Below are 11,954 nucleotides of genomic sequence, written 5' to 3' on the forward strand. Positions count from 1 at the left end.
GGGCGGCGGCGCGGGTGCGATCCTGGAGCGATGGACCCTGACACCGAGCCGGACGCGCTGTTCGGCCTGTCCGAGCTGCTGGACGCGGCCCCGGAGCGGCCCGGACCGGACGCCGCCCCGGTGCGGTCCGGGCCGGACGCCAGGGGGTCGGACCCGGGCGCGGCGCGTGCCGGCGGCGGGCTGCTGGACGTGCGGGAGATCCACGCCGAGCCGGCGGCCGCGCTGTCGCCGCGCGGCCGGCAGGTCATCGCCCGCTTCCCCGGGGCGAGGCTGGTGGAGGTCGCCTCGCACTGGAACATCCCGCATCTGCACGGAAACGAGGGCCGGGCCGAGCGCTGGGTGCGGGTCAAGCGGCAGACGCTCGTCCTCGGCGTGCGCAAGTCGCTGACCGTGCGGCCCAACGGACGCTCGGCGGACTGGATCGCGCCGGGCGCGTCCAACGGCTGCGCCATGTCCTGCGCGTACTGCTATGTGCCGCGGCGCAAGGGGTACGCCAACCCGATCACCGTCTTCACCAACATCGGCGACGTGACCGGGGCGATCGGGCGGCACGTCGCCGGGCTGGGACGCAAGCCGGAGCCCAACCAGTGCGACGCCGAGCGCTGGGTGTACGACGTCGGCGAGAACGGCGACTGCTCGGTGGACGCGCTGATCAGCGACAACACCGCCGACCTGGTGCGGGCCTTCCGGGACTGGCCCACCGCGATGGCGTCGTTCGCCACCAAGTACGTCAACCGGGAGCTGCTGGAGCTGGACCCGCGCGGCTCGACCCGGGTGCGCTTCTCGCTGATGCCGCCGGGCGACTCCAGACTGCTGGACGTGCGCACCAGCCCGGTCGCCGAGCGGATCGCGGCCGCCGGGGACTTCCTGGACGCCGGGTACGAGGTGCACTTCAACCTCTCCCCCGTGGTGCTGCGCCCGGGGTGGGAGGCGGACTGGGCCGAGCTGCTGCGGCAGTTGGACGACGTGCTGCCGGCGGCGGTGAAGGCGCAGGCGGCGGCCGAGGTGATCATGCTGACGCACAACCGGCAGCTGCACGAGGTGAACCTGCGCTGGCACCCGAGGGCCGAGGAGGCGCTGTGGCGGCCGGACCTCCAGCAGGTCAAGCGGTCGCAGAACGGCGCGCTGAACGTGCGGTACGCGGATGACGTGAAGCGGGAGGGCGTGCGCGCGCTGACGGAGCTGATCGCGACGCACGCCCCCTGGCTGCGGGTGCGGTACGCGTTCTGACGCCGCCGGTCACCCCGCGGCGTTGTCCACCCGCATCCTGACCTGCTCCTCCAGCCTGCCCAGGCTGGTGTCGAGCGCCTGGTTCACGGACCCCTCGCCCGGGTCGTGGCTCTCGTCGAAGAACGACAGGTGGATGGTGACCTCGCTGGTGCCGGTGTCCAGACCGGCGACCTGGAGCCAGCCGGCGTAGTCGCCCTGTTCGCGGGTGCCCCACTCCAGGCGCATCTGGTCGCGGTGGGCGCGCAGCAGCGCGGCGGTGTCCTTGTCGGCGGCGTCCTCGTGGACGGTGACGGCGGGCGGCTCGCCGGGGTGGACGTGCAGGTCGTCGGGGAGCCAGTTGCCGAGCTGGTCGACGTTGGCCGCCTGGTCGAAGACGTGCTCGGGCAGGGCGGGCATGGTGCGGGTGCGCTCGTACTCCGTCATGTGCGGCGGTCCTCCGGTCCTCGGGCCCCGACGCGGGGCGTGGAGGGGACGAGTGCCCCGCCGGGCCGGGTCGAGACGCGGGAAGGAGGCCCGGAAGGGAGCGGACCGGGAACGGAGGCCGCAAACGCGGCGGACCAAGGCCGGGAGGCTGCGGCCGGAGACGCAGCGGGCCCGGGACCGGGAGACGGCGGCCGGAGACGCAGCGGGCCCGGCACCGGGAGGCGGCGGCCGGGAAGGGAGCGGGCCGGGGCCGGGAAAGGGGAAGCCCCGGCTGGACGGGGGAACCAGCCGGGGCGGTATGGGACGGTCGGGGGAGGTTCCTCCCACCGCCGATGCATGAACGATAAACCATTCGAACGGGTCTCAGCCACCCGGCCGGATGCGGTTCCCGTCACACCGCGGAGGCCGGGGGACGCGGGCCGGAAGAGGAGTCCCCGCCTCCGGAGGAGCCGGCCGATCCGCCGCCCCCGGCCGCGTGTTCGGCGGCCGCCTCGGCGGACAGCGGAGTGGCGATGTCCTCCAGCGACCTGCCCTCGGCGGCGACCGCGAAGAACACGGCGACCAGTCCGCCGGCCACCATCAGCGCCGCGCCGATGCAGAAGGCGAGCACGGTGTCCCCGGGGTTCCCGCTCTCGGTCAGGCCGGAGAAGATCAGCGGCCCGGAGATGCCGCCGGCGGCGGTGCCGACGGCGTAGAAGAAGGCGATCGCCATCGCCCGGGTCTCCATCGGGAAGATCTCGCTCACGGTGAGGTACGCGGAGCTGGCGCCGGCCGAGGCGAAGAACAGCACCACGCACCAGCAGGCGGTCATGGTGGTGGCCGTCAGCCAGCCCTGGCCGAACAGCCAGGCGGTGACGAACAGCAGCGCGCCGGAGAGCAGATAGGTGCCGGCGATCATCGGGCGGCGGCCCCAGGTGTCGAAGAGCCGGCCGAGCAGCAGCGGACCGAAGAAGTTGCCCAGCGCGATCACCGCGAAGAAGTAGCCGGTGGAGCCGGTGCCGACGTCGAAGTAGGTCACCAGGATCGCGCCGAAGCCGAAGGTGATCGCGTTGTAGAGGAACGCCTGCCCGATGAACAGGGCCAGGCCCAGCACCGCCCGCTTGGGGTAGGCGGTGCACAGCGTCTTGGCGATCTTGACGAAGCCGACGCTGTGCCGCTGCTTGATGGTGATCGCCCGGCCCGCCTCGGGCAGCGGGCGGCCGATCTCGCGCTCCACCTCCCGCTCGACGTCCCCGACCAGCTTCTCCGCCTCCTCCTCGCGCCCGTGGATGAACATCCAGCGCGGGCTCTCCGGCACGTGCCGGCGCACCAGCAGGATCACCAGGCCGAGGACGACGCCGAGGGCGAAGGACACCCGCCAGCCGATGTCGATGGGCAGGATGTCGGTGTTGAGCGCCACCACGGACAGCAGCGCGCCGCCGACCGCGCCGAGCCAGTAGCTGCCGTTGATGATGAGGTCGACCCGGCCCCGGTACTTGCTGGGGATCAGCTCGTCGATGGCGGAGTTGATAGCCGCGTACTCCCCGCCGATGCCGAAGCCGGTCAGGAAGCGGAAGAGGAAGAACCACCAGGTCGAGAAGGAGAGCGCGGTCATCGCGGTGGCCGCGAGGTACACCGCCAGGGTGATCAGGAACAGCTTCTTTCGGCCGAACTTGTCGGTGAGCCAGCCGAAGAACAGCGCCCCGGAGCAGGCTCCCGCCACGTACAGCGCGGCCGCGAGCCCGGTGACCTGGCCGCTGGAGATGTCGAGGCCGCTGCCCTCCTCGGAGAGCCGGCTGGCCATGTTGCCGACGATGGTGACTTCCAGGCCGTCCAGGATCCAGACGGTGCCCAGGCCGATCACGATCATCCAGTGCCACCGCGACCACGGCAGCCGGTCCAATCTCGCGGGGACTTTCGTGGTGACGGTCCCGTCCACCGACTGGCCGAGCTCGCTCATGGTCACCTCCGGGGTGTAGTGGCCGCGGGCGGGTACCCGGCCGCCGATTCCGCGAAACGAGGCCGTACGAGCGGCGGGCCGGACGGCCGGGCCGGGGATGGGCGGGACCGTACGAGCGGCGGGGCGGACGGCCGGGCCGGGGGTCCGTTTCGCCTCGGCGGCCGGGGTACCCGGCGCGCATGGACACGGTGAGGCAGGACGCGGTGAGGCCGCTGGCGCTGGTGACCGGCGCCTCCGGCGGCATCGGGCGGGAACTCGCCCGGCAGTTCGCGCGGAACGGGTTCGACCTGGTGGTCTGCGCGGAGGACGCCGGGGTGGAGGACGCGGTGCGGGAGCTGCGGGAGTACGGTGCGCGGGTGCGGGCGGTCCGGGCCGACCTGGCCCTGCACGACGGGGTGGAGCAGGTGTACGCCGCCCTCGTCGCCACGCGCCGTCCCGTCGCAGCGGCGGCGCTCAACGCGGGCGTCGGGCTGGGTGGGGCCTTCCTGGACCAGGACCTCGCCGACGCGGCGCGGGTCGTCGACGTCAACATCACCGCGACCGTGCATCTGGCCCACCGGCTGCTGCCGGACATGGTGGACGCGGACGAGGGGCGGGTGCTGATCACCTCGTCCGTCGCCTCGACGATGCCGGGCGCCTTCCAGGCGGTCTACAACGCCTCCAAGTCGTTTCTTCAGTCCTTCGCCCAGGCGCTCCAGGAGGAGCTGAAGGACACCGGTGTCACCGTCACCTCGCTGATGCCGGGACCGACCGAGACCGCGTTCTTCCACCGCGCCGGCATGGACGACACGCCCGTCGGCCGCCAGGAGAAGGACGACCCGGCCGACGTGGCCCGGCAGGGGTTCGAGGCGATGATGGCGGGCCGGGACAAGGTGGTCGCCGGCTCGGCGAAGACCAAGGCGCAGGGCCTGGCCGCCAAGGTGCTGCCGGACCGGCTGAAGGCGGCCGGCCACCGCCGGATGGCCGAGCCGGAGGAGGAGCGGCCGGCGTGAGCCGCTGGAGCGCGGGTCCGTCCGCGGGGCGGGGTTGAGCAGGTGGCCGCGCCGGTGGCGGTGACCCGGGCTCAGGTGCTGGCGCACCGCGTCGCGGCGGCGCAGGGGCTGGACCGCTCGTCGGCCGATCCGGCGGTGCTGGACCTCGGGGTGCAGGACACCCCGCCCGGCTCGGCCGGGGTGGCGCTGGCCGCGGTGCGGCGCGGCGGATGCGGGTACCCGGGGCGTCCCCGCCGCACGGACCGGGGCGGGGACGACGGCCGAACGGAGGTGCGGCGATGACCGAGCCCGTGGACCCCTGGGACTACTCGACCCCCTCGCAGGCGGAGGGCGAGCGCGAGGCGGACGGTGCCGGCGGCGGACCCGAGGTGGTGCGCTCCACGCCCTCGCAGGCGGAGGGCGAGCGGATCGCGGAGACCGCGGAGGAGGAGGCCGTGGAGGAGACCTGAGCGTGCTCCCGCCGGGCCCGGCGGGAATGCCCGGCGATCACGCGGGCACTCGAACGGCAGAGCGGGTTGCCGTGTACCGCCGGGGACATCACCGGCCGGGCGCCCGCTCTCTCGTCTTGGAGGAGCTGTGGTCACCGATGCGGGTGAGGTTGGGGAGGCCCCCGGGCTTCCGGTCGTGCCGGCGCGGGGAGGTGCGCCGTGTGCGGAGTGAGCGGTGAGATCCGCTTCGACGGCGCCCGGCCGGACGTGGCGGCCGTGGAGCGCATGACGGACAGGCTGGCGGCGCGCGGCCCGGACGGCCGGGGCATCTGGTCGCAGGGCGCGGTGGCGCTGGGGCACCGCCGACTGAAGATCATCGACCTGTCCGAGTCCGGCGCCCAGCCGATGACCGACGCCGACGCCGGGCTGACCGGCGTGTTCAACGGCTGCGTCTACAACTACCGGGAGCTGCGCCGGGAACTCAGGGCGCTGGGCCACCGCTTCTTCTCCTCCTCGGACACCGAGGTGGTGCTCAAGGCGTACCGGCAGTGGGGCACGGAGTGCGTGGACCACTTCGCCGGGATGTTCGTCTTCGCCATCGTGGAGCACGCCTCGGGGCGGGTGGTGCTGGGCCGCGACCGGCTCGGCATCAAGCCGCTGTACCTGGCGCCGGGGCCCGGCAGGCTGCGGTTCGCCTCCTCGCTGCCGGCGCTGCTGGCCGGCGGCGGGGTGGACTCCTCGCTGGACCCGGTGGCGCTGCACCAGTACCTGAGCTGGCACGCCACGGTGGCCGCGCCCCGCACGGTGCTGAACGGGGTGCGCAAGCTGCCGCCGGCCACGGTGCGGGTGATCGAGCCGGACGGTTCGCACACCGACCGCCGCTACTGGCAGCCGTCGTACACCCGCCGGCCCGAGCACGCCGGGATGGGCGCCGGGGAGTGGCGGGACGCGGTGCTGGAGCGGCTGCGCACGGCGGTGCGGCGGCGGATGGTGGCCGACGTGCCGGTGGGCGTGCTGCTCTCCGGCGGGCTGGACTCCTCGCTGATCGTGGCGCTCCTGGCCGAGGAGGGGCAGCGGGACCTGGCGACCTTCAGCGTCGGCTTCGAGTCCGAGGGCGGCGAGCAGGGCGACGAGTTCGCCTACTCGGACCTGGTGGCCGAGCGGTTCGGCACCGACCACCACCAGTTGCTGGTGCCCTCGGACCGGGTGTCCACGGCGCTGGACGGGGCGGTGGCGGCGATGAGCGAGCCGATGGTCAGCCATGACGTGGTCGCCTTCCACCTGCTGTCCGAGCTGGTCTCCAAGGAGGTCAGCGTGGTGCAGAGCGGGCAGGGCGCCGACGAGGTGTTCGCCGGCTACCACTGGTACCCGGACCTGGCGGACGCGGCCCGCGCCGACGAGCCCGAGCGGTACGCGGAGGTCTACTTCGACCGCTCGCACGCCGAGCTGGCCGGGGTGCTGCGGCCGGAGATGCTGCCGGACCGGGACGTGTCCGCCGCCTTCGTACGGGAGCACATGGCCGAGCCGGGGGCGCAGAGCGCGCTGGACGCGGCGCTGCGGCTGGACACCCACGTCATGCTGGTCGACGACCCGGTCAAACGGGTGGACAACATGACGATGGACTGGGGCCTGGAGGCCCGGGTGCCGTTTCTCGACCACGAGCTGGTGGAGCTGGCGGCGGCCTGCCCGCCGGAGCTGAAGCTCGCCCAGGGCGGCAAGGGCGTGCTGAAGGACGCCGGGCGCGCGGTGCTGCCGCGCGAGGTGGTGGACCGGCCCAAGGGCTACTTCCCGGTGCCGGCGATCCGCCATATGGCCGGACCGGTGCTCGACCGGGTGCGCGAGGCGCTGTCCGCGCCGGAGGCCCGGGCGCGCGGGGTGTTCCGGGACGAGTACGTGGCCAGGCTGCTGGCCGCCCCCGACGACCACCGCACCCGCCGCGGGGCGAACGCCCTGTGGCAGGTCGCGCTGCTGGAGATATGGCTGCAGACGCACGGAATCGGCTGACCGGTGGCGTCACCGACGACGTCGGCGACGACGGGACGGACCGCGTGATCGACCGCATGGCCGACGGCGTACGGGAGCGCGAGCCGGACGGCGTACGGGACGGGCCGGTCGACGGCCTTCCGCAAGGGCCGTCGGGCGGGGTACGGGGCCGGCCGGCCCGCGGCGCGGCGGACCGGGCCGCCTGGGCGGCGGCCCCGGCGGCGGTGGCCCTGGCGGACGCGCCGGGCGGGCGGGAGGTCCCCCGCCCGCTGACCGCGCACGCCTGCTGGTACCCCTCGGCGGACCCGTCGGGCGAGCGGATCGCGTTCGTCTGCGACCGCGGCGGGGTGCCGCAGCTCTGGACCGGGCCGGCGTACGGGGCGGGCGCGGAGGGCCCGCGGCTGCTGGACGCCGGGCCCGACCCGGTGACGGAGGCGGCCTGGTCGCCGGACGGGCGCTGGATCGCGTACACGGTCGCGCCCGGCGGCGGCGAGCTGACCCGGGTGCTGTGCGTGCGGCCGGACGGCACCGGCCGGCACATCGTGGCGGGCGCGGAGCCGGGCAGTTCGGCCTATCTGGGCTGCTGGGCGCCGGACGGGTCGGCGGTCGCGGTCACCGTCGCGCTGCCGCCCGGCGGGCCGGACGGGCCGCCAGCCGAGGACCGGCCCGGCGGCCGGGACCTGCTGGCCGCGCATCTGGTCGATCCCGACGGCGTCCGCTCCCCCGTACTGCTGGCCGCCGAGCGCGGCGCCGCGACGCTGCGGGTGTGCGACGTGAGCCGGGACGGGCGGCTCGCGCTGGTGCGGCGCGGGCCGCGCGGCCGGCGGGAGGCGGTCGTGGTGCGCACCGCCGACCGGAGCGCGGCCGCCGAGCTGCGGGTCGCCGACGGGGACCCGTGGATCGGCCGGTTCGCACCGGACGGGCGGACGGTGTGGCTGCGCAGCGACCACGGTCGGGAGTTCGCCGCGCTGCTGGCCCTGCGGCTGGACGCGGCGGGCGCGGCGACCGGTCTCTCGGTGGCCGCCCAGCGGGCGGAGTGCGACCTGGAGCTGCTGGCGTTCACGGGGGACGGCCGGTCGGCGGCGCTGGCCTGGAACGTCCGGGGCGCCAGCGAGCTGCGGCTGGTCGACCTGGCTGGGTCGGTCCCGGCGGCGGACGGCGGGGACGCGGGGCGTGCGGTGGGCCTGGAGCACGAGGTGGTGACCCGGATCGCACCGGCCGGGGCGGCGGGGGCGGTGCTGGCGCTGGCCGGGTCGCAGCGCCGGCCGGGGGTGTGGTGGCTGCCGGGCGGCGGCGCGCCGGTGCGCACCGGCTGGTCGTCGCGGGACGAGGACGCGGTGCCGCCGGGGCGGCCGCCGGTGCGGCCGGTGGCGCTGCGGCCGGTGGCCCGGGACGGTCTGGCGCTGGGCGGCTGGTACTACCGGGCGGCGGGCCCGGACGGCGGCCGGCCGGCGCCCTGCGTGGTGCATCTGCACGGCGGGCCGGAGGACCAGGAGCGGCCGGTGTTCTCGCCGCTGTACCACGAGCTGCTGGGGCGGGGGCTGGACGTGTTCGCCCCCGACGTGCGCGGCTCGTCGGGGTACGGGCGCTCGTTCACCGACGCGGACCTGGGCGCGGGGCGGTTCGCCGCCCTGGACGACGTGGCCGACTGCGTGGCGCACGCGGTGCTGGCGGGGCTGGCCGACCCGGCGCGGATCGCGGTGATGGGGCACTCCTACGGCGGCTATCTGACGATGGCGTCGCTGGTGTGGCACCCGGAGCTGTTCCGGACCGGGGTCGCGGTGTGCGGGATGTCGGACTTCGCGACGTTCTTCGCGGGGACCGAGCCGTGGATCGCGGAGTCGGCGGCCCACAAGTACGGGCACCCGGAGCGGGACCGCGACCTGCTGCGCTCGCTGTCGCCGATGAGCCGGGTGGACGCGCTGCGCGTGCCGCTGCTGGCCGTGCACGGGGAGCACGACACCAACGTCCCCCCGGGCGAGTCGGAGCAGTTCGTGCGGGCGGCCCGGGAGCACGGACTGCCCGCCGAGCTGCTGGTGCTGCGGGACGAGGGCCATGAGTTCCGGCGGGCGGACAACCGGCGGCGCTTTCGCCGGTCGGCGGCGGACTGGCTGGAGCGGCATCTGCGCTGAGCCCCCGTCCCCGGCCTGGCGGGGGCGCGGCGGGGAGGGCCTGGTGGGCGCGGGTGCAGAGCGGGGCAAGCTTGCCTAAAGTGACCGCATGGCCGCGTTCTGTGCGGGACGCGGCGGCCGGTCCGGACAGGGAGGCGCCCCCGCATGTTCCCGCCGCTCGCCTCGTACGCCGTGGTGGTGCCGACCGTCGGGCGGCCCTGCCTCGCCGACTGCCTGGCCGCGCTGGCCGCCTGCTCCGGGCCCGAACCCAGCCGGATCGTGCTCGTGGACGACCGCCCAGGACCGCCGGGGCCGCCGCTGCCGGTGAGCGCCCTGGGGCCGCTGGCCGACCGGGCGGCGGTGCTGCGCAGCGGAGGGCGCGGACCGGCGGCGGCGCGCAACACCGGACTGCGGGTGGTCGAGGAGCCGTGGACGGTGCTGCTGGACGACGACGTGCGGGTCACCGCGCACTGGCGCGAGCAGTTGGCGCGGGACCTGGCGGAGGCGGGCGCGGACACCGGCGGCGTGCAGGGCGTGCTGGAGGTGCCGCTGCCGGAGGACCGGCCGCCCACCGACTGGGAGCGCAACACCGCGGGGCTGGCCGGGGCGCTGTGGGCGACCGCCGACATGGCGTACCGCACGTCGGTGCTGCGGGCGGTGGGCGGCTTCGACGAGCGGTTCCCGCGCGCCTTCCGGGAGGACGCCGACCTGGCGCTGCGGGTGGTGGACGCCGGCTGGCGGATCACCCGCGGGGAGCGGCGCACCCGCCATCCGGTGCGGCCCGCCGACCGGTGGGTGTCGCTGCGGGTGCAGCGGGGGAACGCGGACGACGCGCTGATGGCCAGGCTGCACGGCCCGGACTGGTGGGAGCGGGCGGCCGCGCCGCGCGGCCGCATCCGGCGGCACGCGGTGCTCACCGCGGCGGGGGCGGGCGCGGCGGTGCTGGCGGGCGCCGGGCGGCGGCGGGCCGCGCTGCTGGCCGCGGCGGTGTGGGCGGTGGGCACGGCGGAGTTCGCCGGGGCGCGGATCGCACCGGGCCCGCGGACCGCCGACGAGGTCGCCACCATGGTGCTGACCAGCGCGCTGATCCCGGCCGCGGCGACCTGGCACCGGCTCAGCGGCCGCTGGCGGCACCGGGCGGCGCGGGCCTGGGACGGCACACTGTGAGCGGGCCCCGGCCCGCGGGGCCGGAGGCGCCGGCGGTGCGGGCGGTGCTGTTCGACCGGGACGACACGCTGATCGCGGATGTGCCCTACAACGGCGATCCGGGCCTGGTCCGGCCGGTGCGGGGGGCGCGGGAGGCGGTGGACCGGGTGCGGGCCGGAGGTCTGGCCACCGGGGTGGTGTCCAACCAGTCGGGCGTCGGGCGCGGGCTGCTGAGCCATGCGCAGGTGCGGGCGGTGAACGCCCGGGTGGAGGCGCTGCTCGGGCCGTTCGGGGCGTGGGTGTACTGCCCGCACGCGCCGGAGGACGGCTGCGGTTGCCGCAAGCCGGCCCCCGGTCTGGTGGTGGAGGCCGCCCGCCGGTTGGGGGTCGACCCGGCCCAGTGCGTGGTGATCGGCGACATCGGCGCGGATGTGGCGGCGGCCCGGGCGGCCGGGGCGCGGGGCGTGCTGGTGCCCACCCGGCGGACGCTGCCGGCCGAGGTGGCCGCCGCGCCCGCCGTCTGCGCCGACCTGGCGGAGGCGGTGACGCTGGCGCTGCGGTACGCCGGGACGCCCGCCGACCGGGACGAGTGCCGCTCGTGAAGGTGCTGGTGGTGCGGCTGGACAGCTTCGGGGACGTGCTGCTGGCGGGGCCCGCGGTGCGGGCGGCGGCGCACCGGGCGGACCGGGTGGCGGTGCTGTGCGGGCCGCCGGGCGCGCCGGCCGCGCGGCTGCTGCCGGGGGTGGACGAGGTGCTGGTCTGGGAGGCGCCCTGGGTGGGTTTCCAGCCGCCGCCGGTGGACCGGGCGGAGGTGGACGGACTGGTGGACCGGCTGGCGGCGGCGGCGTTCGACGCGGCACTGGTGCTGACCTCCTTCCACCAGAGCCCGCTGCCGGCCGCGCTGCTGCTGCGGATGGCCGGGGTGCCCCGGATCGCCGCCGACAGCGTGGACGCGCCCGGGTCGCTGCTGGACGTGCGCCACCGGCGCGCCCCGCACGCGCACGAGGCCGAGGCGGCGCTGGACCTGGCCGAGGCGGCCGGTTTCCCGCGTCCACCCGGTGACGACGGCAGGCTGCGGGTGCGGCACGCGGCGGGCGCGCCCGAGCTGACCGGGGCCGGTCCCTACGTGGTGGTCCACCCGGGGGCGAGCGTGCCGGCCCGCCGCTGGAGCCCGGAGCGCTCCGCGCACGCGGTACGGCTGCTGGCCGGCGCGGGCCACCGGGTGGTGGTCACCGGGGGCCCCGGCGAGCGCGAGCTGACGGCGCTGGCAGCCGGCCGGGACGGGCTGGACCTGGGCGGCCGCACGGAGCCGCCGCAACTGGCCGCCGTGCTGGCCGGCGCGGGCGCGGTGGTCACCGGCAACACCGGCCCGGCCCATCTGGCGGCCGCCGTCGGCACCCCCGTGGTGTCGCTCTTCGCCCCGGTGGTCCCCGCCGAGCGCTGGGGGCCCTACGGCGTGCCGCATGTGCTGCTCGGCGACCAGGACGCCCCCTGCGCGGCCAGCCGGGCGCGCGTCTGCCCGGTGCCGGGCCACCCCTGCCTGGACACCGTCACCGCCGAGGACGTGCTGGCCGCGGTGGAGAAGCTGCTGGGAGCGGACGCATGAGCGGCACACGGGACGCCTCGCGGCCCTCGGTGGCGGGAGCGGACGGCACGGGGGACGCCTCGCGGGGGGCCGGGAGTGGTGAGGGCGGCACGGGGG

General features: G+C 76.2%; 11 protein-coding genes. 9 read left to right on the plus strand and 2 right to left on the minus strand.

Features of this window, described 5'->3' with window-relative positions; translation table 11 throughout:
* The first annotated feature begins 30 nt into the window (after positions 1-30).
* Positions 31-1,230 (plus strand): spore photoproduct lyase family protein, encoded by a 1,200-nt coding sequence (locus C6N75_RS17390; RefSeq protein WP_105869822.1) that lies wholly within the window; start codon positions 31-33, stop codon positions 1,228-1,230.
* Between the two features lie 9 nt (positions 1,231-1,239).
* On the opposite strand, the gene C6N75_RS17395 is transcribed toward C6N75_RS17390, so the two are convergent.
* Entirely contained in the window at positions 1,240-1,653 is a 414-nt protein-coding gene (locus tag C6N75_RS17395; RefSeq protein ID WP_105869823.1) for a hypothetical protein, read from the minus strand.
* Between the two features lie 391 nt (positions 1,654-2,044).
* Complete coding sequence (locus C6N75_RS17400) at positions 2,045-3,592, minus strand: MFS transporter (RefSeq protein WP_105869824.1); 1,548 nt, start codon at positions 3,590-3,592, stop codon at positions 2,045-2,047.
* A 179-nt stretch (positions 3,593-3,771) separates the two neighbouring features.
* Between C6N75_RS17400 and C6N75_RS17405 the strand changes: the two genes are divergently transcribed.
* The 8 genes from C6N75_RS17405 to C6N75_RS17435 all read left to right on the plus strand — a co-directional run bounded on the left by C6N75_RS17405 (position 3,772) and on the right by C6N75_RS17435 (position 11,858).
* On the plus strand, positions 3,772-4,584 hold the full coding sequence (locus C6N75_RS17405) for an SDR family NAD(P)-dependent oxidoreductase (RefSeq protein ID WP_105869825.1): 813 nt from the start codon (positions 3,772-3,774) through the stop codon (positions 4,582-4,584).
* Positions 4,585-4,626: 42 nt separating this feature from the next.
* Complete coding sequence (locus C6N75_RS17410) at positions 4,627-4,866, plus strand: hypothetical protein (RefSeq protein ID WP_105869826.1); 240 nt, start codon at positions 4,627-4,629, stop codon at positions 4,864-4,866.
* Positions 4,863-5,033, plus strand: a complete 171-nt coding sequence (locus C6N75_RS30740; protein ID WP_181160510.1) for a hypothetical protein — start codon at positions 4,863-4,865, stop codon at positions 5,031-5,033. The genes C6N75_RS17410 and C6N75_RS30740 overlap by 4 nt, the downstream gene beginning before the upstream one ends.
* A gap of 198 nt (positions 5,034-5,231) precedes the next feature.
* Positions 5,232-7,016, plus strand: a complete 1,785-nt coding sequence (locus C6N75_RS17415) for an N-acetylglutaminylglutamine amidotransferase (protein ID WP_105869827.1) — start codon at positions 5,232-5,234, stop codon at positions 7,014-7,016.
* Complete coding sequence (locus C6N75_RS17420; RefSeq protein ID WP_105869828.1) at positions 6,989-9,127, plus strand: S9 family peptidase; 2,139 nt, start codon at positions 6,989-6,991, stop codon at positions 9,125-9,127. Before C6N75_RS17415 ends, C6N75_RS17420 begins: the two co-directional genes overlap by 28 nt.
* 144 nt (positions 9,128-9,271) lie before the next feature.
* Positions 9,272-10,273, plus strand: coding sequence for a glycosyltransferase family 2 protein (locus tag C6N75_RS17425; protein ID WP_105869829.1), 1,002 nt, complete (start codon positions 9,272-9,274; stop codon positions 10,271-10,273).
* Positions 10,270-10,854 (plus strand): D-glycero-alpha-D-manno-heptose-1,7-bisphosphate 7-phosphatase, encoded by a 585-nt coding sequence (locus tag C6N75_RS17430; protein ID WP_258177468.1) that lies wholly within the window; start codon positions 10,270-10,272, stop codon positions 10,852-10,854. The genes C6N75_RS17425 and C6N75_RS17430 overlap by 4 nt, the downstream gene beginning before the upstream one ends.
* The gene (locus tag C6N75_RS17435) at positions 10,851-11,858 is read left to right on the plus strand and encodes a glycosyltransferase family 9 protein (protein WP_105869831.1); all 1,008 of its coding nucleotides are present in this window, start codon (positions 10,851-10,853) and stop codon (positions 11,856-11,858) included. The genes C6N75_RS17430 and C6N75_RS17435 overlap by 4 nt, the downstream gene beginning before the upstream one ends.
* Positions 11,859-11,954: the final 96 nt, after the last annotated feature.

Source organism: Streptomyces solincola (assembly GCF_002982015.1).
In the GTDB taxonomy this organism is placed as follows: Bacteria; Actinomycetota; Actinomycetes; order Streptomycetales; family Streptomycetaceae; genus Streptomyces; species Streptomyces solincola.

Excerpts from the sequence above, each read along its gene's own strand:
- C6N75_RS17390 (WP_105869822.1), top strand. The coding sequence starts at position 31 with ATGGACCCTGACACCGAGCCGGACGCGCTGTTCGGCCTGTCCGAGCTG.
- C6N75_RS17395 (WP_105869823.1), bottom strand. The coding sequence starts at position 1,653 with ATGACGGAGTACGAGCGCACCCGCACCATGCCCGCCCTGCCCGAGCAC.
- C6N75_RS17400 (WP_105869824.1), bottom strand. The coding sequence starts at position 3,592 with ATGAGCGAGCTCGGCCAGTCGGTGGACGGGACCGTCACCACGAAAGTC.
- C6N75_RS17405 (WP_105869825.1), top strand. The coding sequence starts at position 3,772 with ATGGACACGGTGAGGCAGGACGCGGTGAGGCCGCTGGCGCTGGTGACC.
- C6N75_RS30740 (WP_181160510.1), top strand. The coding sequence starts at position 4,863 with ATGACCGAGCCCGTGGACCCCTGGGACTACTCGACCCCCTCGCAGGCG.
- C6N75_RS17420 (WP_105869828.1), top strand. The coding sequence starts at position 6,989 with ATGGCTGCAGACGCACGGAATCGGCTGACCGGTGGCGTCACCGACGAC.
- C6N75_RS17425 (WP_105869829.1), top strand. The coding sequence starts at position 9,272 with ATGTTCCCGCCGCTCGCCTCGTACGCCGTGGTGGTGCCGACCGTCGGG.